Annotated in this window: 17 protein-coding genes and 1 pseudogene; 9 read left to right on the top strand and 9 right to left on the bottom strand. The window is 62.2% G+C overall.

The window, feature by feature from the left end:
* Positions 1-157: 157 nt before the first annotated feature.
* The 4 genes from HMPREF2565_RS02420 to recR all read left to right on the top strand — a co-directional run bounded on the left by HMPREF2565_RS02420 (position 158) and on the right by recR (position 4,401).
* Positions 158-535 carry a suppressor of fused domain protein gene (locus HMPREF2565_RS02420; protein ID WP_232751585.1) on the top strand — a complete coding sequence of 126 codons (378 nt, stop codon included), beginning with the start codon at positions 158-160 and terminating at the stop codon, positions 533-535.
* Positions 536-567: 32 nt separating this feature from the next.
* Positions 568-3,192 carry a DNA polymerase III subunit gamma and tau gene (locus HMPREF2565_RS02415; RefSeq protein WP_070509684.1) on the top strand — a complete coding sequence of 875 codons (2,625 nt, stop codon included), beginning with the start codon at positions 568-570 and terminating at the stop codon, positions 3,190-3,192.
* A 57-nt stretch (positions 3,193-3,249) separates the two neighbouring features.
* Positions 3,250-3,630, top strand: coding sequence for a YbaB/EbfC family nucleoid-associated protein (locus HMPREF2565_RS02410; protein WP_046648833.1), 381 nt, complete (start codon positions 3,250-3,252; stop codon positions 3,628-3,630).
* Positions 3,631-3,744: 114 nt separating this feature from the next.
* The gene (gene recR / locus HMPREF2565_RS02405) at positions 3,745-4,401 is read left to right on the top strand and encodes a recombination mediator RecR (RefSeq protein ID WP_010190001.1); all 657 of its coding nucleotides are present in this window, start codon (positions 3,745-3,747) and stop codon (positions 4,399-4,401) included.
* A gap of 24 nt (positions 4,402-4,425) precedes the next feature.
* Here recR and HMPREF2565_RS02400 read toward each other — a convergent pair whose 3' ends face one another.
* From HMPREF2565_RS02400 to leuA, 6 genes and pseudogenes are all read right to left on the bottom strand, one after another.
* Positions 4,426-5,298: a DUF3800 domain-containing protein gene (locus HMPREF2565_RS02400; protein ID WP_070509687.1), complete on the bottom strand. Its 873-nt coding sequence runs from the start codon at positions 5,296-5,298 to the stop codon at positions 4,426-4,428.
* A 137-nt stretch (positions 5,299-5,435) separates the two neighbouring features.
* Entirely contained in the window at positions 5,436-6,215 is a 780-nt protein-coding gene (locus HMPREF2565_RS02395; RefSeq protein ID WP_070821062.1) for a type 1 glutamine amidotransferase, read from the bottom strand.
* Entirely contained in the window at positions 6,208-7,497 is a 1,290-nt protein-coding gene (locus tag HMPREF2565_RS02390) for a Mur ligase family protein (RefSeq protein WP_070821061.1), read from the bottom strand. Before HMPREF2565_RS02390 ends, HMPREF2565_RS02395 begins: the two co-directional genes overlap by 8 nt.
* A 411-nt stretch (positions 7,498-7,908) precedes the next feature.
* Positions 7,909-9,075: pseudogene (locus tag HMPREF2565_RS02385) on the bottom strand (DNA polymerase III subunit epsilon); the annotation flags it as partial.
* A 98-nt stretch (positions 9,076-9,173) separates the two neighbouring features.
* Positions 9,174-11,069: a hypothetical protein gene (locus HMPREF2565_RS02380; protein WP_141745878.1), complete on the bottom strand. Its 1,896-nt coding sequence runs from the start codon at positions 11,067-11,069 to the stop codon at positions 9,174-9,176.
* A 311-nt stretch (positions 11,070-11,380) separates the two neighbouring features.
* A complete protein-coding gene (leuA, locus tag HMPREF2565_RS02375; RefSeq protein WP_049157825.1) occupies positions 11,381-13,195 on the bottom strand; it encodes a 2-isopropylmalate synthase in 1,815 nt (604 codons plus the stop codon).
* 278 nt (positions 13,196-13,473) lie between these two features.
* On the opposite strand from leuA, the gene HMPREF2565_RS02370 reads away from it, so the two are divergent.
* Entirely contained in the window at positions 13,474-14,676 is a 1,203-nt protein-coding gene (locus HMPREF2565_RS02370; protein ID WP_070547177.1) for a mannosyltransferase family protein, read from the top strand.
* Here HMPREF2565_RS02370 and HMPREF2565_RS02365 read toward each other — a convergent pair.
* Positions 14,673-15,545: a DMT family transporter gene (locus HMPREF2565_RS02365; RefSeq protein WP_046648824.1), complete on the bottom strand. Its 873-nt coding sequence runs from the start codon at positions 15,543-15,545 to the stop codon at positions 14,673-14,675. The genes HMPREF2565_RS02370 and HMPREF2565_RS02365 overlap by 4 nt on opposite strands.
* A gap of 146 nt (positions 15,546-15,691) precedes the next feature.
* On the opposite strand from HMPREF2565_RS02365, the gene HMPREF2565_RS02360 reads away from it, so the two are divergent.
* On the top strand, positions 15,692-16,957 hold the full coding sequence (locus tag HMPREF2565_RS02360) for an aspartate kinase (protein WP_046648822.1): 1,266 nt from the start codon (positions 15,692-15,694) through the stop codon (positions 16,955-16,957).
* 19 nt (positions 16,958-16,976) lie between these two features.
* The gene (locus tag HMPREF2565_RS02355; protein WP_070821057.1) at positions 16,977-18,014 is read left to right on the top strand and encodes an aspartate-semialdehyde dehydrogenase; all 1,038 of its coding nucleotides are present in this window, start codon (positions 16,977-16,979) and stop codon (positions 18,012-18,014) included.
* 112 nt (positions 18,015-18,126) lie between these two features.
* On the opposite strand, the gene HMPREF2565_RS02350 is transcribed toward HMPREF2565_RS02355, so the two are convergent.
* Both HMPREF2565_RS02350 and HMPREF2565_RS02345 read right to left on the bottom strand, forming a co-directional pair.
* Positions 18,127-19,449, bottom strand: a complete 1,323-nt coding sequence (locus HMPREF2565_RS02350; RefSeq protein ID WP_070821056.1) for a YkvI family membrane protein — start codon at positions 19,447-19,449, stop codon at positions 18,127-18,129.
* 278 nt (positions 19,450-19,727) lie between these two features.
* Positions 19,728-20,276, bottom strand: coding sequence for an RNA polymerase sigma factor (locus HMPREF2565_RS02345; RefSeq protein WP_046647897.1), 549 nt, complete (start codon positions 20,274-20,276; stop codon positions 19,728-19,730).
* Between the two features lie 174 nt (positions 20,277-20,450).
* Here HMPREF2565_RS02345 and HMPREF2565_RS02340 point away from each other — a divergent pair, with 174 nt between their 5' ends.
* Together HMPREF2565_RS02340 and HMPREF2565_RS02335 are read left to right on the top strand one after the other, a co-directional pair.
* The gene (locus HMPREF2565_RS02340; protein ID WP_071406820.1) at positions 20,451-22,007 is read left to right on the top strand and encodes a catalase; all 1,557 of its coding nucleotides are present in this window, start codon (positions 20,451-20,453) and stop codon (positions 22,005-22,007) included.
* Between the two features lie 137 nt (positions 22,008-22,144).
* Positions 22,145-23,596, top strand: a complete 1,452-nt coding sequence (locus tag HMPREF2565_RS02335; RefSeq protein ID WP_046647895.1) for a membrane protein — start codon at positions 22,145-22,147, stop codon at positions 23,594-23,596.
* Positions 23,597-23,946 lie beyond the last annotated feature (350 nt).

The following is a 23,946-nucleotide window of genomic DNA, read 5'->3' as shown; positions in this document are numbered from 1 at the left end:
CTGGCTTGACCAGATCATCCCGGCTGACCTCGAGTTTAAAAACGTCGAGGGGCAGCGCCTGGGCTTAGCCTCACTGGAGGGGGATCAGTCCCTCGCCGTCACGTGTGAGTTTGCCGCCGTCGACACCGGGCTAGCGCACGCCGAGCAAAGCATCGACGTGCGCTGTGAGCTCCTCACCGTCGCCCGCACCGGGCAGGTGGAGGTGGCTGCCGCAGTGAGTGCTGCGGCAGCGTTGCTCACGGAAGCCGCAGGCTTGTTGCCCGCGCAACCGGGCCTGCTCTTGCCCAAGCTCTTTGCTGAAGACGATGAGCGCTTCGCTCACTTGAGCGTGCGTCATGGCATGCTCATCGCCCCGTACCTGTGGGGCGGCCAGACCCCGCAGGTGGCGGAGGAGGGCCGCCTAACGCTGGTGTGCCAACTGCTCATGCTGAGCGACGCCGAGTATGCCTACGCCGTCGAGGAAGGCGTGCCGGCGCTGCAGCAGGCGGTGGCAGAGCAAGGCATCGATCTGCTGGATTGGCAGCGCTCGGAGTGACGTGTCGGGTTGAGGCGCTACACTGACTAACCGTGGCTCTTTACCGGAAATATCGTCCAGCAACTTTCGCGGAAGTGGTAGGCCAAGAGCAGGTCACCACGCCTTTATCCGCTGCCCTCGACGCAGGGCGCATTAACCATGCGTACCTCTTTTCCGGCCCGCGTGGCTGCGGAAAGACGTCGTCCGCGCGCATCATGGCCCGCTCGCTGAACTGTGAGCAGGGGCCAACGTCAACGCCGTGCGGGCAGTGTGACTCTTGCGTCTCGCTGGCCCCGGGTGGGCCGGGCAACTTGGATGTCACGGAGCTCGACGCCGCCTCTCACAATGGTGTCGAGGACATGCGTGAGTTGCGTGACCGCGCCTACTACGCGCCGGCGGAGTCGCGCTACCGCATCTTCATCATCGATGAGGCCCACATGATTTCCGCCTCCGGTGCGAACGCCTTGCTCAAGGTTGTCGAGGAGCCGCCGGAGCACGTGATCTTCATTTTTGCCACGACGGAGCCGGAGAAGATCATCGGCACCATCCGTTCGCGTACCCACCACTATCCCTTCCGCCTGTTGACTCCGCCGGCGATGAAGGGGCTGCTGGAGCGCACCGTGGCCTCGGAGAACGTCCACGTGGATGACACCGTGTACCCCATGGTCATCCAGGCCGGCGGCGGTTCGCCCCGCGATACCTTGTCCATCCTGGACCAGCTGTTGGCGGGCGCAGGCCCCGATGGGCTGACCTACGACGTGGCCCGTCCACTTCTGGGTGTTACGGACGTAGGCTTGTTGGATAACACGGTTGAATCCCTGGCGAACCAGGATAAGGCTGGGCTCTTCCGGCTTGTCGACGATGTCATTGAGGCCGGCCACGACCCTCGCCGCTTTGCCATTGACCTTTTGGATCGTTTGCGGGATTTGATGATCCTGCAGGCCGTCCCTTCAGCGTTGGAGGAGGGGTTAGTCTCTGCGCCGACTGACCGCGGTGAGATCCTCACTGCCCAGGCGCAACGCTTCTCCGGCCCACAGCTGGCCTACTTGGCGGAAACCGTCAACGAGCGCGTGTCCTCCCTTCGTGGTGCGACGTCCCCACGGCTGCTCCTAGAAATTCTGTGTGCGCACCTCATCGTTGGCTCGGGGCCTGCAGCGGCAGCCTCCGGTCAGATGCCCACTGCTGCCCCGCAGGGGGCGGGCGTGCAGCCTTCCGCTCCCGCTGGGCAGGGAACTCCGCCTGCGCAACGCCAGCAATCTGCGGTCGCTAGCGCCCAGGATCCCGCGGCCGCTGCCGCGGCCATCATTGCGCAGCGTCGCAGCCGACAGGCGGCAAAGCAGGAGGCCCAGCAACAGCAACCACAGCAGGTCGAAAGGACTCAAGAAGCAGCCCAGCAGACGCAGCAGACCCCAACCCCTGAGGCTGCGCAGCCTCAGGCACCGGTGGAGCGCCCTGCACAGCCGGAGGCGCAGCCTGAGCCGCAGTCAGAGCAGCCTGAGCAGCACCAAGAGCGACCGGAGCACCAGCAACAGGAGCAGCACGAACAACCGCAGGAAGCGGAACAGCCGGAACTACAAGAACGGCAAGAACAGGCTCAAGGACAGCCACAAGAACAGCAGCCTGAGCCCGAGCAGCCTCAAGACCCAGCCGCGGAAATTCGCGGGCGTTGGTCTGACCTGCGGGCGACGATTGGGCGCCGGAACAAGGTCGCTGAAATCATGCTCGCCGAAGCCCGTGTCCTCGGCGTGCGTGATGACACCTTGGTTCTTGGCCACACCACCGGCGCGCTGGCGGAACGCATCAACTCGCCAGGCACCAACGAGGTCATCGTTACCGTCCTTAAGGAAGAGCTCAACCGCAACCTGAAGGTCACGTGCGTCATCGGCACCGACCCGAAGGCCCACGGCTTCACGGTGGCTGAACCAGCCCAGCGCACCCAGTGGAACCCCAACCAGCCACCACGCGAGGCCGCCGAGCCCGACGAGGAGGCAGAGAGTCCGGAGACTCCGGACAACGCTACTGATTCGCACTCTTCCGACACTGTGCCTGCTTCCGCGGCAGCAACAGAATCTGAAGAAGTAGACAAGCCCAGCGAGTCCGAGGCGAAGGAACCCAGCAACGCTAGCGATGACCCGTGGGGCGCGCCGCGCCAGATTGGGCAGCAGGCTCCGTCGTCTGAAACGACGACGGAACAGCCGCGTGAGGCAGCTGAGTCGCAGCCGCCGGCAGAACCACAACGTCCGGACGTCGCCCCGCGCGGGGCGATGGTGCCCCCAAAGAGGGAGGCCCGTGGTAGCCAATGGCGATCACGCATCGCGCAAGCGAGCCAAGTAGCGGCCCAGCGGGACGAAGAGTTTTCCAAAGTTCCCAAGTTTGGCAACGGCGTTCCACTGCCGCCGGAGCCAGGCCCGGAGGAAGGCGAATTCGAAGCCCCACCGGAGGAGTACGGTCCGCCGGCGGGGATGGGTGGGGCGTCGGAAAGCGCAGGCCAAGCGCCTGCCGCGCCGCAGCAGCCTGTGCCTCAGCAAGCTCCCGCTCCGCAGCCGGAGTACACCCGCGCGGATGAGGAGCGCGAGATGATGGAGGCCGCGCAGAATGCCGGCGAGATGGACCACCGCAACGCCACGGAGGTGGCCATGGAGCTCCTCGCACAGGAGTTGGGAGCGCGGCGGCTCTAGCGTGGCATCTGTACACTTGGCGCGTAGTGAAAATAATCGTGTGAAAGGATTTTTAGCATGACTGAGAACGACCCGATGCAGCAGGCAAATGACATGAACGAGATCCTGGCGCAGGCAGCCCGCGTCCAGGCAGAACTGCAGAAGGCACAGGAAGAGATCCTGGCCTCCACCGTTGAAGGCACCGCCGGCAACGGCTTGGTGAAGGTCACCATGACCGGCGGCGCTGAGCTGCAGAACGTTACCATCGATAAGTCCGTGGTCGACCCGGAGGACATCGATACCCTCCAGGACCTCATCGTTGGTGCCTTCAAGGAGGCCCACGCTGCTGCTGGCCGCCTGGCCCAGGAGAAGATTGGCCCGCTGTCCCAGGGCATGGGCCAGTCCCAGCAGAACTACGATGGTCCGTCCTTCCAGGATGTCTTCGGCGGCAACCAGTAATCCGCGCGTTAGACTTAAAGGCCGTTGTTGCTCTCTTCGTGGAGAGCAGCGCGGCCTTTTATTGTGTCCCCGGCCGTCGAGGTCTGAGGGGTTGTTGAGTGAGGGGAGCATTGCGTGTTTGAAGGACCATTGCAGGATCTCATCGATGAGTTCTCGCGCCTGCCGGGTATTGGCCCGAAGTCAGCGCAACGCATCGCCTTCCACGTGTTGCATCAGGACCCAGAGGAGATTGACCGCCTCCAAAAGGCGCTGGGAGCAGTACGCGATGGCGTGACGTTCTGCCGCATCTGCTGCAATATTTCCCGCGAAGAAGTCTGCCGCATTTGCATCAATTCGCAGCGCGATGCCTCCACCATCTGCGTGGTGGAAGAGCCCAAGGACATCCAGGTCATCGAGCGCACCGGCGAATATGACGGCCGCTACCATGTGCTGGGTGGCGCGCTCGACCCGCTGGCGAATGTGGGGCCGAAGGACCTCAACATCTCGCAGCTGCTGCAGCGCCTCGGCGGCGTGCTACCGGACCGAGAGCTTGCTGATTCCACCCCGGAAGAGCCGCTTTACGACGACTCTCCGGACATCACCGAGGTCATCCTCGCCACCGATCCCAATACCGAGGGCGAGGCCACTGCAGCCTACCTCGTGCGCTTGCTGCGGGACTTCCCGGGACTGAAGATCACGCGCCTGGCCTCCGGCATGCCGCTGGGAGGCGACCTTGAGTTTGTTGATGAGCTGACGCTCTCGCGTGCGTTGAGCGGCCGCCTGACTGTTTAAACCGACGCTTCAGGAAACAGAGAATTAACCGTTGAACTTTTTCTCCAGAGCTTCCATGCCGGTAGGACTCATGGGGATTTCGGTTGTGGAAAAACAACTGCGGTAGCTGCCAAGATGATTCGCATAAACGTCCCGACCAGTGCCCGCAGCACGAATCTTGCTGTGGGGGCTACTTGCATGGGCTAGTCTGTTCCCGAAGTACTTGATTGCCCAATCGAAATCCTTGAAATCTGGGTCATATTTGTAGGCTGAAATTCTGCCAAGAAGTGCGCAGATCCAATCTGCGCACTGAACTGTTTGGTAAAGATGGCTTTCTACTTCGAGCGGTGGTTCAAGGAGTTTGTCTGCATCTTGGTGGGAGAACATAAACGCGGCGCTTGATGCGAAGATATCCATACGTTCTTTGGGCCCCTGCTTGTCGAGCACCATGAGATACCGTTGGTTTTCAGCCAGCGACCAATTGACACGCTGAATAAGTTGTTTCATGGCGTGGTCATAACGTGATCGTTCGTCTTCGCCAGTATCTTCGTTGGTGCCCCGTGGCTTTTCTTGGCCGTAGAAAATGATTTGTGCGTTGAGTTTCTCAAGTGTGTTGAGTACGCGGTTTATCATGCTTCGGACTTCACGGTATTTCTTTACGTTCTGTGTCGTCAGAAGCGCGGCCCCTTTCTTTTCCCAGCGTTCTACAGGGCGACCTTTTGCGATGACCTTAGCGTCAATTTCGGCTTTGAGTCCGCGTTCTTTAATTCTGCGAAATGCTCCTGAGAGCTGCCGAATATTGTCGGCTGGGATAATGAACCCACCAATTCCAAAGACGGGGTGAGTTTTATAATTCGGATCGGTGCGGGAGACATAAGCCCCGTTATGTCCAAATTCGTCAAAATATCCGATGTACATCTTCCCCCCTGGATACGCGAAAGCTCGTGTTGTTCACACGAGCTTCGGAAGTGGAGCACCTTGGTGCGTCCGTTGCTTACGGTACCGTGTACCGAAGATTCTGGTCAATAGGTTCAGTTAGTTACTTCTGTTGATATCTAGCGCTGCGAGCGCGGCGGCTCCGAGGCGTTAAAGCGCTCGGTGCGTAGCTGGTCAATAGCCGGAATGTCTAAGGGCTCGAGTTCGCTGAGTGCGATTCCCATGGCCTTAGCCAGCAACAGGTCCGCCAGCTGCGGGTTGCGCGCCAGGACCGGACCGTGCATGTAGGTGGCGATGACACTGCCCTGTACCGCGCCCTCGGCGCCGCGCTGGACGGCCCTGTCGGAGAGGTCCAGGATGGCAGCGGTATCCGCATTGCCGGTTCCGCGTGTGAGCGTTCCCAGCGGCTGGGCGGCAGGTCCCAGGATGGTGGCACCCATGTGGTTTTCAAAACCGGTGAGAGGCTCGGTGAGCTCAGCAGTAATGCCAGCCTGGGTTGGCTCGGTGGCTACCTCGCCGATGGCGCGCTCGGTCATGGAGGCCGTGGTGGCGTCGATAAGCCCCACGCCATCCACCACGCGGCCGGACGCGCGGAAGGATTCGCCGAGCACCTGCAAGCCTGCGCAAATCGCCAGAATTGGGCGCTTAGCGGCCGCCGCGCGGGTCAAGCCACCGTCAGCAATGAGGTGCTCCGCGGCGAGAATCTGTGCGGTGTCCTCGCCACCGCCCAGGGTGTAGACGTCGAGGGACTCCGGCACCGGCTCACCCAGCTTGATGGGCACGATCTCTGCCTCGAGTCCGCGCATGCGGGCGCGTTGGCGCAGCACGAGGGCGTTACCGTCATCGCCGTAGGTGCCCAGGATATCGGGGAGGATGAGGCCAATCTGCAGGCTAGTCATTCGAATGCTCCTTTGCTGCTGCGGCGGTGAGGGCCTTCTTCAGATCACGGAAGGCGGTGTAGTTGGCCAGCACCTCGATGCGGCCCTCCGGGCAGGACTGAATGGCGGTGAGGGGATCCGGGATGAGCTCGTGCGAGATATCCGCATAGACCAAACGCACCGCGAGGTCGGTGCCGCGCTCACCCGCAGCCTTGACTGGCAGATCGTCGAAGTCCTCGAAGCGCACGTCCCACAGCCAGGACATATCAATACCGTCGGCCACGTGGCCGTTGGTGGCGATGACCAGGCCATCGGCCTCGCGGTCCACCATGGACAGTGCCTCCTGCCAGCCGGCGGGGTTCTTCGCCAGGAGCAGGCGGATAGTGCGGTTTCCTAGCGTGACGGTGGAATAGCGCCCGGCCACATCATCGACGCCTTCGGCAGCGGCAATGGCCTTGTGGCGGTCCACGCCGAAAGCTTCGACCGCAGCGGCGACGGCTTGGGCGGCATTGCCGCGGTTGGCCTGCCCCGGCAGGGCCAGCTGGAGCTTGTCGACGCCCTTCGGGCTCACCAGTCCTTCCTTTGTTACTGCCCAGGTGGGTGTGGGGCGGCGGAATTCGCGGCCGTCGGCAAGCGGCTTGACCGCGTGCCAGTCCTCGCCCTCGCGCACGATGTGTCCTCCGGTGCGCGGGCAAGTGACGGATTCACCCATCCAGCCGGCACCGGCGGAAACCCAGATGACGTTCTTCGCGTCATAGGCCACGGAGGTCATGAGCACGTCATCGCAGTTGGCGATGATGAGCATGTCGGGGTGCGCCTCGACTGCGTCGCGCAGGGCCCGCTCGATCTTGTTAATTTCGCCCACGCGGTCCAGTTGGTCGCGTGAGAGGTTCAACAACACCAGCGCGGTGGGATTGAGGTTATCCGCGACGTGGGGCACGTGGAGCTCGTCGACCTCGAGGACCAAATGGCTCGCGTCCTTGCCTGCCAGAAGCGCGGAGATGATTCCGGCGTCCATGTTGTCGCCGCCATCATTGGTGGCCACGGAGTGCTCGGTGCGCACAGCAGCGGCAAGCATGCGCGTGGTGGTGGATTTACCGTTGGTTCCGGTCACCAGGATGGCTGGGCGCTGCTTGGCTAGGTTCTGCATGATGGTGGGGTCGATGGCGTTGGCGATGAGCCCGCCAATCATGCCGCCGGCGCCGCGGCCCGTGGCGCGCGAGGCAGTGGTAGCCAGCGTCGCAGCGGTGGTGGCAACCGCAGTGCGCGCGGAGGAGAACGCGCTTCGGAAGTTAAAATTCATGTTCCCCAGGGTAGTCGGGGGACGCTAGCTATCGGTGTTGCGGGAGCGGTTGTGTCCTGAGTTTTGTTGGCCCTGTTGGTTGCCATTACCGCGGCGGCCGCGTCCACCGCGTCGGCGACGCCGACGCCCGTGGTTTCCGCCCTTGTTTCGGTTGTTGTTGCCAGAGCCCTGCGAACCTTGGTTGGTAGCCGAGCCCGAGTGAGCAGGCTTGTCGCCTGCGGAACCCTCGGTTGAAGGGTTCTGGTTCTTCTTATCGTTGTGCCCTTGTTTAGCGGGCTGATGATTACCGGAAGATTTACGGCGGGAGCGGCGGCGATTCTTGTTCGTGGAGCGGTTGCGGTTGGACTGCCCACCGGAGCGTCCCTCGCCCTGGCGCCTCCCTGAGTTGCCCGCCCCACCAGATGTGGACTGCTCTTCGGGTTCCGTGGGTTCCTCGATGCGCTCGAGGGCCGCGAGGAAAGCGGTGTCGGACATCAGGGGAATGTTCTTGCGGTGGGCATGCATGGGCTTGCCCACGAGGTCCGTGGTGATATTGCAGACCACCAGGGAAGTCTCCCGGGTGAGTTTTTCTGAGTAGTTGAGCTCTTCCCGGGCGAGTGCGGCAATGATGGTGTCGGGATCCTCGGTGATCTCCGGGGCGACAACGATCTCCATGCCGCGGATGAGCTCCTTGCCGGGCACATACGGACCGGGGTTGTGATGCTGGCGGGGTGCTTCAGCAGCGTCGACGCGGACGTGGGAGCGCTGGAGCCCAAAACGATCCGCTCGCAGGTCATCCGGTGCTGCACTGCTGAGTGGGCCAGCGCTTTGCGCGCGGTAGAGATCCACGAGCAGGCGGGTTGCTTTGCGGGAGGTATCTTTTTCTGCTCTCTGTGCACGCTCGACGCTGGCCGTGGGGTCGGGTGCAGAAAGGCCGGTGTCACGCGCGACGGCCGCCAAGCGGATGTCGGTGCCCCACACGCTTTGGCGGCGGGCGGTGGCGAGGGTATCCACGATGGCGACTGGGGTGGGGACGTGTCCTACCTTGAAGCGGCGGCGTCGGCCCTTTCCCCGGTTGCGATTGCGCGCGCGGTTCTGGCGGGCAGCGGCGGTCATCGCACGGCGCGCTTCGGAGACGATGAATCCCCAGGTATAAGGGGTGTCGTGGACGATGAGCGTGCGGCCATCAATGAGCCGGTCCAGGGGCTTGAGCAGCATGGAGAAAGACTGCCCAGCCTGGATTTCTTCGACGCTTAACCCGTGGAGGTGCCGCGGTCCGGGGTCTGCGCCTGGGTTGATGACGGCGTGGAATTCCTGGCCGATCTCCCCAGCGGCGTTGAGAGTCAACGCATCCACGGTGAGCAGGCGGCCGGTCGAAGGGTGGATTCCGGTGGTTTGGATGGTCAGCGCCACGTAGGGAAAGGCGGCGAGAGCTTCCTCGCGGGCAGAGGCCTTGTGCTCCCTATCGGTCTGCTTCTTATCTGCCTGGTGGGGGCGCGGGCCCGGCTTAGGGGCGCCGGTGTGTGGTGACGCCGCGGCCGGCGTCTCTGCAGCGCTGAGCTGCGCTGCAGGCTCGGTGGGGCCGGGGGGCGTAGTCATTGTTCACAGTTTAGTACCCAACTGCGAGGAAGCTGGAAAGGGCACACGAGAGGGGGGTTGTATCCACTGAGTCGCGGTGAAGGTAAGCACGCTGCGGACTAGCCAAAGTCGATGATGATGACCCAGCCGCCGCGGTCGGATTGCTCGGGAGTGGGGTCAGGCTCGCGGCTGGGCTCGGGCTCTTTAGTCGGCTCGGGCTTTCTGGTGGGCTGAGGCTGAGTGGTGGGCTTGGGCTTGCTAGTTGGCTTCGGCTTGGTGGTGGCCGGCGGCGTGCTCGGGCCAGTTGGTTCGTCGTGAGGCGCGGTTCGCTCCGCGCCCACCGGAGTGGTGGTGGGAGCAGCCTTTGACGTGGAGGGCGTGGGTTCAGCCGGTGTCTTCGGCGTAGTCGTCACCACAGTCGGCGACGGGGTCGCCTGAGTTTGTGGGGTGGGGCGGGGCACGTGGATCGGCGGCGTCGTGCGCGGCCGCGGAGTAGTGCTCAGCGGGTGCGTGGTGGTTGGCGGCTCTGCGGAGCGACTGGCCTCATGTGAAGTGGTTGATTCTGTGCTGTTTTCGGTGCTCCTAGGGCTGGAACTGGGAGCGGGGGACGCCTCGGTGTGGCGATCCTCCGGAGCGTCGAGCTCCTCCGCTGTGGGAGCGGTGGTCCGAGGTATTGATGTCGGTGCTGTATGCGGCAGGTGATCCGCGTGCGGTGGCGTAGAAGTCTCCTTGGCAGCGGGCAGTGGTGTACGTTCCGTGGGTTCAGCGGGCTCCGTGGGTTCTGCTGGTTCTGTAGGCTCTGTGGACTCGGAAAAATCAGTCGAGCTAAGCGCTTGCGCAACGTCTGTATCAGTCCGCTCCTCGGGGAGGTGGGCGTCTGCAGCCACAATGTCCGCAGTGTCCGCGACGTCGGAGGCCTTGTCCTCAGTGGCGTCAGCATCGGCAGAGTGTGAAGTGGACACAACGAGGGGGTTTTCCTCAAAAGCCGATTCAGCGCGGTGATCGTGGGAAGAACCTGAAGAATTCCCGGAAGGTACGAAGTTCGCAGCCCCGCCGACTACGACGGCAACGCCGGCAGCACAAGCTAGCTTGAGCCCAGTGCTAGCCGCAGCGATCTTTGTTCCGGTCACGGCAACCGCCCCGGCAGAGTTGAGGGACAGGGCTTGTGCACTCTGCGTGGCAGCAGTACCGGCGGTCTTCGCTGCGCCGGTCGCCTCAAATCCGCCGGCTGGAAGGCTGGCTGCGTGGGCCTTGCCAGTGTTGGCGACCTTCACGGCCGCTGCGCTCGCGGCGGCAGCGATGATACCGGCGGTCCCCACGGCGAAGTGGCTTTCCGGTGTGCCTTCCTCGGAATAGATGGTGAGGGCTGGTTGTCCATCCGATATGAAATATGCACGGGCGACTGCGATGAGTCCCTCGTGATTGAATCCCGCGATGGTGTCGCTCAACCATGGAGCCCGCTTCCGCGGAATAGTGGCGACGAGTTCGTCATCAAGGTGGACCTCGATGGAGCGACGGAAAAAGTGTCGGTTGTTGGTCAAGCGCACAAGGAGGTGCGCAGGGTGCGTCGGCAGGGAACTGGATGGGACTGCAAACTCGGTGATGTGCAAGGCGCGCTGGCCACTGAGCATGCCCCACCGCTGAGCCGGGGGAATATTGAGCGGCACGCACAGGCCAGGCTCTGGGAGTAGGACCTCGAAAGCAGGAATGGTTTCTTCCGCCGCATCCTCGCGGAGTGTGATCTCTGCGGTGGCTTGTGGGTTCAGCCCCGCACCGATGATCCAGTCCAGCTCCGTGTAATCAGCGGCTTGGGAGGCGGGGATCACGCCCACGATGTCTTCGTCGTGTTGGACGCGGAATCCAGTACTTGAGTGTCCACTCAAAGTGACGGGGAGATGACTGCTTTCAGCTAGCGATAACAGCTGCAGGAACATCTCCGGGTTTACGGTGTCAACCGTCAGGCGACGCGGTGTGCCAAACCCGTGGTGGGGAACCACATAGTTAGTGACCGTCATATTGCTCGCCTTCGCTGAGTGGACCACGTCGGATGCATGCGGCTGGGCGGGTCTGCCGTGAGCATTGGGAATGCCGAAGCCCAGACTGAAGCGCTGACTAGCCGCACGAAATGTTTGAAAAATCTTTATTGCAGTGCAGTTATGCTGCTTAACTATATCGCTCTGAGTTCTGGCCTACAAGAAAGCGCATTCAGCGGGATATGGTGACGAGGAATTTTTGCGCATAGCTTAAAGCTCGGATGCTGGAAGCTAGGGAGGAACGTGCTCCTCCCTCCCTAGCTGCACTGTTGTTAAGTCTGGCTTTGCCTGGCTTAGTCTGCGCGGTTGACTGCGGACGTAATCGCGTTGATGGATGCGCGCGTCGTCGAGCCAGCGATGCCCGCGCCCCATACCTGGGCGCCGTTAACCTCGGCGGCGATGTAGCAGGCGGCCTCGGCGTCGTCGCCAGCAGTACGGGATTGCTGGGAGTAGTCGATGACCTCGAAATCAATTCCGACGTCCTCCAGCGCATTGGCGTATGCGGCGATGGGGCCATTGCCGATGCCGGAGACAACGCGCTTCTCACCGTTGAAGACGATGGTCGCGGTTACCTTGGCGTCCTCGCCCTCTGTGGTGGAGTTGTCCACCTGGAAGGAAACCAGCTCTAGCGGGGAGGTGCGCTCCAGGAATTCGTTGGCGAAGATGTCCCACATGTTCTTGGAGTTGACCTCGCCACCTTCGGCGTCGGTCACCGCCTGCACGACGGAGGAGAACTCCGCCTGCATGGCGCGCGGCATGTTGATGCCATGGTCGGTCTTCATGATGTAGGCTACGCCGCCCTTGCCGGACTGCGAGTTGACGCGGATGACCGCCTGGTAATCGCGGCCGACATCCTTCGGGTCGATGGGCAGGTAGGGAACTTCCCAGGTGGTTTCCTGCAGTTCCTCCCACGACACCTCGGTGTTGTTGGCGCCGGGGCGTACCTCCTGGGCCAGGGCATCCAGGCCCTTGTTGATGGCATCCTGGTGGGAGCCGGAGAAGGCCGTGAACACCAGCTCGCCGCCGTAGGGGTGGCGCTCCGGTACGCGCAGCTGGTTGCAGTACTCCACCGTCTCGCGGATCTTGGGCAGATCGGAGAAATCGATCTGCGGGTCCACGCCCTGGGTGAGCATATTCAGACCCAGCGTGACGATGTCTACGTTGCCGGTTCGCTCACCGTTGCCAAACAGGCAGCCCTCGATGCGATCTGCGCCGGCCATGTAACCCAGCTCGGCGGCGGCAATGCCTTCGCCGCGATCGTTATGGGGGTGCAGTGACAGAATGATGGAGTCGCGCTTGGCAAAGTTGCGGTGCATCCACTCGATCTGGTCGGCGTACACGTTCGGGCTAATCATCTCCACCGTGGACGGCAGGTTGATGATCATGGGGTTATCCGGGGTAGCCTCCATGATGTCGACGACGGCATCGCAGACCTCGACGGCGAAGTCCAGCTCGGTTCCCGTGAAGGATTCCGGCGAGTACTCCCAGCGCCAGTTGGTGTCCGGGTAATCCTTGGCAATGCTCTTGATGAGCTCTGCGGCATCCGTGGCCAGCTTCTTGATGGCCGGGCGGTCCTTGCGGAATACCACGCGGCGCTGCAGTTTCGAGGTGGAGTTGTAGAAGTGCACGATGACGTTCTTCGCGCCCTGGCACGCCTCGAAGGTGCGCCGAATCAGGTGCTCGCGGGCCTGCACCAAAACCTGAATGGTGACGTCTTCGGGGATCTTATTGCCCTCAATAATCTCGCGGACAAAGTCGAAGTCCGTTTGGGAGGCAGAGGGGAAGCCCACTTCGATCTCCTTGTAACCCATGGCTACCAGCAGGTCGAACATGCGGTGCTTGCGCTGCGGGGACATCGGATCAATCAGGGCCTGGTTACCATCGCGCAGATCCACCGCACACCACTGCGGGGCCACAGTAATCTTCTTATCCGGCCACGTGCGGTCCGGCAGCGTGACGGGCTCGACCTCCTGGGCGAAGCTCTGGTAGCGGTGGACCGGCATCGAGGAGCCGCGCTGCTTATTCCAGGCGGGCTGGTTCTCGTTGCGCGGGCCGGCCGGGGTGGTGATTTCGCGGGGAGCGGAGATGAAAGAATCGTTGGGGGACATGGTGTTTGTTCTCTTCCTTGTGTGTGGCCTGAGGCGTTTGTTTCGCTGCGTTGCTGTGATGAGCAACGATGTAGTGAATTGTGGGGACGGCCAGCTGTGGTGTGTGTTGGCATCACCACGCTCCGCGACGGGGCGCTGGCCGTAGAGTTACAAACCTAAATCCCGCCGCGGCTACTAAGGAGAAGAGTGTGCCGCAAAGTCATGTGAGCCACAATACAACGCTTCCCACTCTGCGGCAACTGGTTTCACATACTGGGATGGGGTCGCGGGTGGCTAGGATGTGTTGCGTGCCTGAAGAAAACACCATGACGACTGCTCCGGAACCTGGGAAGAAGACTGCGCCGGGCAAGGAACCGGATGCCGCCCCGACCCCTGAAGGTGTGCTAGGGGTACTTTCGCTGCTGCCCATGGCCGTGCTGGTCGCGGTAGTGGGCACTGCAGTGCGCATCGCTGTGCTGAGCGGCATCGCAGCCGTCAACGAGCAGGAGCTGTGGGATCAGCTCACGGCCTGGGACTCTAAGTACTACCTGGAGATTGCGCGCGTCGGTTATTTCGATGCGGACATCCATACGGATGGGCCGGTCCATGAAATCACTATGGCTTTCTTTCCGGGTTTCCCCATACTGTTGCGGGTTCTGGGGTGGACCGGGATCAGCCTTGAGGTAGCTGCCCTCCTTGTGAATACTCTTTTTACCGCGGTGATGGCTGCTGGAGTCATGGTCCTAGCGCAGCGCCTGGGGGCAGGGCGCCGTGGGCAATGCGCCGCGGCCATCGTGGTCAGCAGCGCTCCGATGTCCATTGTGTTTTCCATGCCCTATACGGAAGCCCTCTTCGGGGCCCTTGTGGTGTGGGGACTCGTGGCGCTGGATGAACGCGATTGGTGGAGCGCCGCGGCTTTCGGTATTGCCTTGTCCTTTGTCCGGCTGACCTCCGTGGACTTCCTTGCAGTTTTTGGCCTGTGGGTGCTCCTTTACGGGCGGCGTTCCTGGCAGGCGTGGCTCAGCCTGATCGTGGCGTCGCTCCCGCTGCCGGGCTACTTGCTGTGGACGCAGCGCTACCTGGCGGAGGCTGGCGGCTACTTCGGCATCCAAACCGAACACTGGAACTCCACCTTCGACGGGGGAGTTGCCACCGTGCGGTTCGTGTGGGAAACCTTGACGGAGAACAACGATGTGGGCTACTTGCTCACCGTGCTGGTGATCCTCGGTGCCCCCGTGTTGCTCATCGCGGCCTGGGGGAAGGTTAACCCGGTCGCCTGGTGGTTTAGCGCTGCGTTATGTGCGAATGTGCTGCTTTCCGACGGCATCATGCACTCGCGCCCGCGACTTCTCCTGCCCGCGATCATTCTGGTGCTGCCGTGGGTTGTGCGCGCCGCCACAGCGTGGCGTCCACGCATGCTGTGGGCTGCCTGTGGCGCATGGGTCCTGTGGTCGGCGTGGTTCTCCGCCTACATGCTGGTGGTCTTTGAGTGGGCGATCTAGTGCGGGCTTTGTTCCGCGAGCCGCGTGCTTCCCGGGTTGACCGGAATGCGTGACAGGACGATCGTGGCGGCGATCATGATGATGAGCGAAGCCCCCATCACGCACCAGCCCGCGATGCTCTCGACCTGGAATTTCTCGCCCAGGACCCAGTAACCCAGGCCGAAAGCCACGATGGGTTCCATGATGGTCATCGCGGGAAGGGAATGCGCAAGAGCGCCGGCGTGGAAGGAATACTGCTGGATCACCGTGCCGGCAGCCGCCAGCCCTATGAGCACGTACAGCTCCCAGCTCGCTAGCAATGCTGCGATGCCTTGGTGGGAGAGGACGTCAACCACCGCTTTCGCTACGAGCGCCACGTAGCCGTAGAGGATGCCGCAGGCGCTGCCGAGCGCGAGTGCAGATTCCTCCGGCCGGTTATAGGCCGCCACAAAGAGTGCGGCGAGTGTCAGCGCGCCGAGGGCGAAGGCGGGCCACCACTGGGACCAGCTGGGCGTCGTCAAGCCTGCGGTGGGGCGCCCATAGACCACCATGATGCCCACTGCGACGGTCAGTGCCAGGCACCAGAAGACCTCCCGCGCCGGCATCGGCCGCCGGGAATACCACGCGGCGAGCGGCAGCGTGAACATCAGGGACAGGACGAGGATGGGCTGCACGATGAGCAGCGTGCCGAAGTGGAGTGCGATGAGCTGCAAGGCATAGGCAACGACGGCGGCTCCGGTGCCAATCCACCACAGGGGAGTGCGAATTGCGGTCCGCATGACGGTCCTGGAGCTGGCGTCCAACACGATGCGGTGGCGTATGACAGTGCCCCAGGCCACGACTAGTGCCGAGGCCAGTGCGAAAGCAACGGCAACCAGGTTTGAAAGCATCGTTTCCACCTTACCTGGAATTAATATCCAGCACGTGTTTCGATGGTAGCCAAAGGGCGGTAGTCTAAAGGAGTTGACTGCCGGTCTATAGGTATTGGGCGGTGAACAGGTAATGGCCCTCACAAACAGGAAAGGTGGGACCGTCAGTGGCCCTAGTCGTACAGAAATACGGGGGATCCTCCCTCGAAAGCGCAGAGCGCATTCGCGCGGTGGCGGAGCGCATTGTGGCGACGAAGAAACAGGGCAACGACGTGGTTGTCGTGTGCTCCGCCATGGGGGATACCACCGATGAGCTCCTAGACCTCGCCGCCCAGGTCAACCCCGTCCCGCCGCAGCGCGAGATGGACATGCTGCTGACCGCTGGCGAGCGCATCTCCAATGCGCTCGTTGCCATGGCAGTGGAGTCCCTCGGTGCGCAGGCTCAATCCTTCACCGGCTCCCAAGCTGGTGTGCTCACCACTGAGCGTCATGGTAACGCCCGCATTGTCGACGTCACCCCGGGCCGCCTGACCGAGGCGCTGGATGCAGGCAAAATCTGCATCGTCGCGGGTTTCCAAGGCGTCAACAAGGAATCGCGCGACGTCACCACCCTCGGCCGTGGCGGATCGGACACCACCGCGGTGGCGCTGGCGGCAGCGCTCAAGGCCGATGTGTGTGAGATTTACTCCGATGTCGACGGCGTCTACACCGCTGATCCCCGCATCGTTCACAACGCCCAGAAGCTCGAGCAGCTCTCCTTCGAGGAGATGCTCGAGTTGGCCGCCGTGGGCTCTAAGATTCTGGTCCTGCGCAGCGTCGAATACGCCCGCGCGTTCAACGTTCCCCTTCGAGTTCGCTCGTCTTATTCAAACGACCCCGGCACGCTCATCGCCGGTTCAATGGAGGATATCCCCGTGGAAGAAGCAGTACTAACCGGCATCGCAACCGACCGCTCCGAGGCCAAGGTCACCGTCCTGGGAATCCCGGACCGCCCGGGTGAGGCCGCCAAGGTGTTCCGCGCTATTGCAGATGCCGAGATCAACATCGACATGGTCCTTCAGAACGTCTCCTCCCTGGAGTCCGGCACGACCGACATCACCTTCACCTGCCCGCGCTCGGATGGGCCGAAGGCAATGGAGATTCTGGCCAAGCTCAAGGAAGACGGCCACTGGAGCAACGTGCTTTACGACGACCAAGTGGGCAAGGTTTCCCTGGTCGGTGCCGGCATGAAGTCCCACCCCGGTGTCACCGCGGACTTCACGGAGGCATTGCGTGACGCAGGGGTCAACATGGAGCTCATCTCCACCTCTGAGATCCGCATTTCCGTGCTGACCCGCGAGGCCGACCTGGACAAGGCAGCCATTGCTTTACACGAGAAGTTTCAGCTGGGTGGCGAGGAAGAGGCCACCGTTTATGCTGGTACCGGACGCTAAAACTTAAGGAGTAAAGGTCATGACCACTGTTGCAGTAGTAGGCGCCACCGGCCAGGTCGGCCGCGTGATGCGCACCCTCTTGGAGGAGCGCAACTTCCCGGCCGAGACGGTCCGTTTCTTCGCCTCCGCGCGCTCGGCGGGCCAGGAGCTCACCTTCCGCGAGGAGAAGATCGTCGTGGAAGACCTGGCAGAGCAGACCGTAGAAAGCCTCGCTGGGATCGACGTCGCCGTCTTCTCCGCCGGCGGTTCCACCTCCAAGCAGTATGCGCCGCTCTTCGCCGAGGCCGGCGCCATCGTGGTGGATAACTCCTCTGCATGGCGCAAGGACCCGGACGTGCCGCTCATCGTCTCGGAGGTAAACCCGGAGGAGAAGAGCAACACCCCGAAGGGCATCATCGCGAACCCGAACTGCACGACCATGGCGATCATGCCGGTCACGAAGGCGCTTCACGACGCCGCCGGTCTCACCACCATGCGCGTCGCCTCCTACCAGGCCGTTTCCGGCTCAGGCCTGGCAGGCGTGGAAACCCTGGTTAAGCAAGTAGCGTCCATCGGCGACCGCAACGTTGAGCTCGTCCACGATGGCTCGGCGCTCGAGGTCTCCGAGGAGGATCTGGGCCCCTACGTCGCCCCGATTGCGTACAACGCGCTGCCGCTGGCAGGCAACCTCGTCGATGATGGCACGGAAGAAACCGACGAGGAGCAGAAGCTGCGCAACGAGTCCCGCAAGATCCTGGGCATCCCGGAGCTCAAGGTCTCCGGTACGTGCGTGCGCATCCCGGTGTTCACCGGCCACACCATGGTGGTGCACGCGGAGTTTGAGAAGCCGATTACCCCGGAACAGGCCCGCGAGGTGCTGTCGTCCGCACCGGGCGTCAAGGTCGTCGATGTGCCGACCCCGCTGGCGGCAGCCGGCATCGACCTCTCCTTGGTCGGTCGCATCCGCCAAGACCAGACGGTCGAGGACAACAAGGGCCTTGTCTTCGTAGTCTCCGGCGATAACCTGCGCAAGGGCGCCGCGCTCAACACCATTCAGATTGCGGAGCTGCTGGTCTAAAGCAAAGCTGCAGCGAGTTTTAGAACCCGCATAAATAAGAAAAGTCCGCCCCCAGAGTGATATCTGGGGGCGGACTTTTTGTGAGTAATGGGAAAGGGGGTGTGCGGAAGGGCTAGTCCTTCGGCACCTCGGGCTTCGTGTGCTCCACGAAGGTCACAGAGGGTTCCGGGTCCTCGCGGTCGTATTCAATCTCATCGTCGGCCTCGAGCTCCTCGTGGATCTCATCGGCAACGGTCGAGACGAACTCTTCAGTTTCCATGTTGGAGGCCGCTGCCAGCTTGCGCAGCTCGCGCTCGTTCTTCTTGGTGAAGTGCTCGCGCGGGTCAAGGCGGCGCTTAACCAAGGTGCGGGCGCGCACGCGGCGGTCAGACTCGGAGGTGATCTTGTCGCGCTGGGTAATCCAGGTGATGACCATGACGGCAATCATGAGCAGGCCAATCCAACCCAGAATCGGGTAGACGCTGGAGACCAGCTGCTTGAAGCCGATGAAGGAGAGGATGAAGCCGACAACACAGGCGCCCGCGTAGACGGGGTAGAAGAGCTTCGGCTTCTTGCGGGTCAGGCGCTTGCCCATGGCGTAGAACATGCCGATAGCGGTGTTGAAGACCATGCCGTAGATGATGAAGGTCATGAAGTAACCCAGAGCCGGGTTCACGTGGTTGATCAGCGTCAGCACCGGCAGGTCCTGCTTGTAGACTTCCGGCGCCACCATGTAGAGGGAAACCACGAGGAGGGCAAGCAGAAGCAGGTAGAAGAAGCCACCGATGAGGCCGCCAACACCGACGGCACGGTTATCCAGGATGTTGCCGCCGATGACGATGGACATCGAGACCGCGCACATGACGTTGAGGCCGGTGTAGTTCAGCGCAGCCAGCCACCAGTTGCTGAGCGGACTCTCGACGTTGTTGACAGCAAACTCATTGGCTTGGGACCAATCCACGTCGGTCACGATGATGGTGTAGCCGGTGGCCAGGACCACGAAGATAATGATGAAGGGCGTAATCGCGCCGATGACGTTACTGACCTTATCCACGTCGAGGAGGCCTACCAGCAGGACGAGCACGAGCATAATAGCGCCGCCCACCCAGATGGGCACACCCTCGAACTGCTGGCTGATGGTGGAGCCACCACCGGCGAACATGACGAAGCCGATGGAGAACAACGTGGCCAGTGTGCCCCAGTCCAGGATCCGGGAGACGATGGGCCCACTAATGTTGTCGTACACTGCCGTGTGCTCATCGGCCTGGAAGTAGGAGCCAAGCTGCAGAATTGCTACACCAGTAATAATCATGAGGGCGGAGGCGAGGAGTACGCCCCACAGGCCCATGTTTCCGAAAGCCACGAAGTACTGGAGTGCTTCCTGGCCAGAGGCAAAGCCGGCGCCGACGACGACGCCGATGAAGGCCATGGAAATGGTCACTGCGCGTTTCCACATAAGGTAAAGAGGTCTCTCAATCTCACACGCGCCGGGGGAATGCCATCACTACCCAAGGTGTGGTGCGGGCAATTGGGAAAGCCTCGCGGGCCCGGTTCGACTATCGATTTATCACGTGTGCCTCGGAAAAGATTAGGCGCCGTCTATCGGTGTTTTCCAGCTGGGGCTGCGGTTTCCTTAAGGATAGGCAGTGGCGGGGGTGTCAGAATTTGCCGTTTGGCGCATGTAGATGCAGGTTCTATGGCCGGCCAAGCCGATTTGTAACGGCTCGATAACGATTATCCGCGTTGGTTGATTAAGTCCTTGCGGGCCCGGGCCACGCGGGAGCGGATAGTGCCAACACGAACCCCGGCGATCTTCGCGGCCTCCTCGTAGGTATAGCCCAGCACTTGAGTCAGGATGAGGGCTTCGCGGCGGTCTTCTGGGAGGGCGTCGATAAGCGCGCGGGCGTCGATCCACTCGCTCCACGTGCCGGCGTTTTCGGGAGTTGCTGCGAGGGCGGCGGCATCCTCGTACTCGGTGGCGGACTTGCGCGGGCGGGCCATGTCGTGGCGGATGTTATCTACCCACACGCGGCGCGCAAGCGAAAGTAGCCACGTGCGCGCTGAGGAGCGGGCGGCGAAGCGGGGGAGTGCGCCGATGACGCGCAGGTAGGTCTCCTGGGTGAGATCGTCCGCGATATCGGGGCCACCGAGGTGGGCGAGTAGGCGCCAGACATCATCTTGGGTGGACTTAATGAACTCCGTGAGGGCTGCGCGATCGCCACGGCCTGCCTTGAGGGCGAGGTCGGTGACGCGCGCATCGTCGCGCTCGGAGTGTCGTTTCACCTCCCATAACTTACCAGTCGGGGGAGGCAGGACTTGGGTGTCTCGGGCTTAAGGCCGTGAACTCTGGCAACGTCAAAAACTGTTGCGCAGGTCATTTTTTATGGGTAGGCTATGAAAGGTCCGTGATTGATAATGTAAAGCAAATTATCAACCGATCTAGGAGGCATTAACCCCATGACTAACGCTTCGAATGAGTCCGCGGCAGACAAGGTTCTCGACAAGGGCCAGCGCGCCCCGGGCGGCCCGAACACAACCCGCCCCTCCGGTCAGCCAATTGCTACTGAAAACACCAGCATCACCGTTGGCCAGAACGGCCCGGTAGTGCTCAATGACATCCACCTGATTGAGAAGCTGGCGCACTTCAACCGCGAGCGCGTGCCGGAGCGCACCCCGCACGCTAAGGGCCACGGCGCCTTTGGTGAGCTGCACGTTACCGAGGACGTCTCTGCTTACACCAAGGCCAAGCTCTTCCAGAAGGGCACCGTGACCCCGATGATGGGCCGTTTCTCCACTGTTGCCGGCGAGCAGGGCTCCCCGGATACCTGGCGTGACGTCCACGGCTTCGCGCTGCGCTTCTACACCGAGGACGGTAACTACGACATCGTGGGTAATAACACCCCGGTCTTCTTCATTCGTGACGGCATTAAGTTCCCGGACTTTATCCACTCCCAGAAGCGTCTGGGTGCCAACGGCCTGCGTGATGCTGACATGCAGTGGGATTTCTGGACCCGCAACCCGGAGACCACCCACCAGGTGACCTACCTTATGGGTGATCGCGGTACCCCGAAGACCACCCGCCACCAGAACGGCTACGGCTCCCACACCTTCCAGTGGGTCAACGAGTCCGGCGATGCCTTCTGGGTGAAGTACCCCTTCAAGACCCGCCAGGGCGTGGAGAACTTCACCGACGCCGAAGCCACGGAGATGGCTGGCAAGAACGCGGACTACCACCGCGAGGACCTCTACAACGCCATCGAGGAAGGCAACTTCCCGGTCTGGGACGTCAAGGTTCAGATCATGCCGGTGGCGGAGGCTGAAGAGTACCGCTTCAACCCCTTCGACCTCACCAAGACCTGGTCCAAGAAGGATTACCCGCTGGTCGATGTCGGATACTTCGTACTCAACCGCAACCCGCGCAACTTCTTCGCGCAGATTGAGCAGGTTGCCCTGGATCCGTCCAACATTGTCCCGGGCATTGGGCTGTCTCCGGACAAGATGCTGCAGGCACGCGTCTTCGCGTACTCCGACCAGCAGCGCTACCGTATCGGACCGAACTACAAGCAGCTGCCGGTGAACCAGCCGCTCAACCAGGTCAACACCTACGAGCACGAGGGTCCGATGCAGTACCTGTTCAACGCCCCGGAGGATCCGGTCTACTCCCCGAACTGCCACGCCAAGGGCGGCGGCTACCTGGATGGCGATGAGAACCTGCGCTTCAAGGAGCAGGAGACCACCACCGCTCCGGATCTCTACGTGAACCCGGACCCGGCAGGCATCGACCTGGTGCGTGCGCCTTATATCCACCACGCTGAGGACAATGACACCGTCCAGGCCACCGACCTGTACGAGAATGTCTACGACGATGGCGCCAAGGAGCGCCTGGCGGACAACATCACCAACGCCATGGCAGGCGTGTCCCCGGAGACCGAGGAGCGCGTCTACGCCTACTGGGATGCAGTCTCCCCGCAACTGGGCAAGCGCGTGCGCGAGCTCTTCGCTGAGAAGAAGTAGGGATTAACGCAGGGGCGTTAATCCGTCACCCACATGAGTTAATCCGTCACCTTAGAAGCCCCGCCGGGTTCATTCCGGACGGGGCTTTTCCGCGCGCCTGACCGCTTTTGCCCAGCGTGGGCGATAGTTTCTTTTACATGACCTCACGCCTAGCTACTCCTGCTGACGCTAACCGGAAGGTTGGCACCCGCGCACTCCTTCTCGCCCTCGTGCTCATCGTGCCGCTCGTTATCGGCGCGGTCGTTGCCACCGTGTCCGAGTGGCAGCCAGCCGAAGCCTGGTCCCAGGAGCAGGCGGGTGCGCCCAGCGATGGCACCATCGATCCCGCTGAGCTTTACGACGTCGCCCGGGCCCTCAGCGAAGCCAATGCCCAGGCGGGATTCCTGGCGAACGGCGCGCAGCAGCTTGCCGACGGCACCGGTGAGCTGAAGGATGGAGCCGGCGAACTGGGTGGCGGTGTGGACAAGCTGGCCGGCGGCTCGCAGGAGCTGTACGACGGTCTCGTCCAGTTGCAATCCGGCACCGCCCAGCTGGGCAACGGTGCTACCGAGCTGGCCGACGGCGTCGGCGGCGCCGTCGACCAAGTCATCGGCCTAGGCGTGGTCCGCGGACAGATCCTGCAGGCCATCGACGGCACCCTCAAGGACTTGGAAGGAAACAACTCGGCGGAGGCGAAGAACATCCGCTCGCAGCTCGGTGATCTGCGCAGCCAAGTGGAGAACTTCCAATTTGACCAGTCCGTTCAGGATCAACTGACGCAGCTGAAGGATGGCTCGCGCGAGCTCTCCAACCAGCTGGCCGTGAGCGGCTACGCCTACCACGATGGCGTCTACCAAGCCACGGAGGGCGCAAAGCAGCTCAATGCCGGTATTGGTGAGCTCAACTCCAAGGTCGATGAGGCCCTGCAAGGTGTGGACAAGCTCGTTGCCGGCGCAGAGAAGGTCGACGGCATGGCGCAGCAGAACCGGTCCAAGGTGCAGGGCGCGCAGCGTGCGCTGCCCACCGTAGCCGGACCTGCAGAGGGCGATAACGCGCCTTCCCAGCTACTGAGCCCCATCGTGGCCATGCTCCTCGCGGCTATCGCCGTCTTGGGCGGCGGGGTTATCGGAGCGCTGCTGACGCGCGTGGAGCGTCGTATCCTCGCGCTGCTGGGCGGCGCGGTGCTGATCGGAGTTGTGGTGGGCCTGCTCGTGGCACTTCTTGCTACCGGTGGAACCGCCGCGGCCGTGGCGTGGGCGGGGCTCGCGGCGGCGGGGGCCGGGGTGGCGTCGGCAAGCATTGTGTACGCACTCGTGCGCGGACTGGGGCTCGCTGGTTGGGGCCTGGGCAGCGTGCTCGGCGTAGCCCAGGTGGGCGTCGTGGGATGGGCGTGGAAAGCGGCCTCGACGGGAACCGATCTCAACGCCGCGATGAGTGCGCTCGTGCACCTCTTTCCCATGCAGTGGGCAACCTCCGCCATCACCGTGGCAGGCAATGGGGGACAGTCCCCACAGCTGTGGACCGCGCTGGCTATTTTGGGGGTAATTTCGATCGCGGCTTTCGTTCTCGTGGGGGCACCCGCTAGGCACGAAGAAAATGGAAAAGCCTAGCTCAAAGGCCTGCGTGTGAAGCATCGACTGAGCCGGTAGAAGCGTTACAGAGTTTTTGAAGATTTATCTACCGTTGCGAGGGAAAATAGTGCTAGAGTGAGAATCGCTCACAAAGCCTACTTAGGGGGTAGGCAAACGGTTTCTCCAATCCGTTGTGAGTGATAGGGAATAGGGGCGACGCGGCTGCTGTAGGGGCACCGCGTCGTTTCCAATTTTCGGGGGTAAAATTGGCGGCACTGAACGCTGAAGAATTGGAGAATCACCGTGACTGACTCTCGCGATATCAAACCTTTTGCCGCCAGCCGTGGTCCCAAAATAACGGCTTAAGGGACATTTCGTGTGGATTTGCG

Origin of the sequence: Corynebacterium sp. HMSC072A04 (assembly GCF_001809235.1) — a bacterium.
Lineage (GTDB): Bacteria > Actinomycetota > Actinomycetes > Mycobacteriales > Mycobacteriaceae > Corynebacterium > Corynebacterium hiratae.
The sequence above is the reverse complement of the archived record's forward strand: the minus strand, read 5'-3'. Positions and strand labels throughout refer to the sequence as shown.

Excerpts from the sequence above, each read along its gene's own strand:
- HMPREF2565_RS02410 (WP_046648833.1), top strand. The coding sequence starts at position 3,250 with ATGACTGAGAACGACCCGATGCAGCAGGCAAATGACATGAACGAGATC.
- HMPREF2565_RS02400 (WP_070509687.1), bottom strand. The coding sequence starts at position 5,298 with ATGTACATCGGATATTTTGACGAATTTGGACATAACGGGGCTTATGTC.
- HMPREF2565_RS02395 (WP_070821062.1), bottom strand. The coding sequence starts at position 6,215 with ATGACTAGCCTGCAGATTGGCCTCATCCTCCCCGATATCCTGGGCACC.
- HMPREF2565_RS02390 (WP_070821061.1), bottom strand. The coding sequence starts at position 7,497 with ATGAATTTTAACTTCCGAAGCGCGTTCTCCTCCGCGCGCACTGCGGTT.
- HMPREF2565_RS02380 (WP_141745878.1), bottom strand. The coding sequence starts at position 11,069 with ATGACGGTCACTAACTATGTGGTTCCCCACCACGGGTTTGGCACACCG.
- leuA (WP_049157825.1), bottom strand. The coding sequence starts at position 13,195 with ATGTCCCCCAACGATTCTTTCATCTCCGCTCCCCGCGAAATCACCACC.
- HMPREF2565_RS02370 (WP_070547177.1), top strand. The coding sequence starts at position 13,474 with ATGTGTTGCGTGCCTGAAGAAAACACCATGACGACTGCTCCGGAACCT.
- HMPREF2565_RS02365 (WP_046648824.1), bottom strand. The coding sequence starts at position 15,545 with ATGCTTTCAAACCTGGTTGCCGTTGCTTTCGCACTGGCCTCGGCACTA.
- HMPREF2565_RS02355 (WP_070821057.1), top strand. The coding sequence starts at position 16,977 with ATGACCACTGTTGCAGTAGTAGGCGCCACCGGCCAGGTCGGCCGCGTG.
- HMPREF2565_RS02350 (WP_070821056.1), bottom strand. The coding sequence starts at position 19,449 with ATGTGGAAACGCGCAGTGACCATTTCCATGGCCTTCATCGGCGTCGTC.
- HMPREF2565_RS02340 (WP_071406820.1), top strand. The coding sequence starts at position 20,451 with ATGACTAACGCTTCGAATGAGTCCGCGGCAGACAAGGTTCTCGACAAG.
- HMPREF2565_RS02335 (WP_046647895.1), top strand. The coding sequence starts at position 22,145 with ATGACCTCACGCCTAGCTACTCCTGCTGACGCTAACCGGAAGGTTGGC.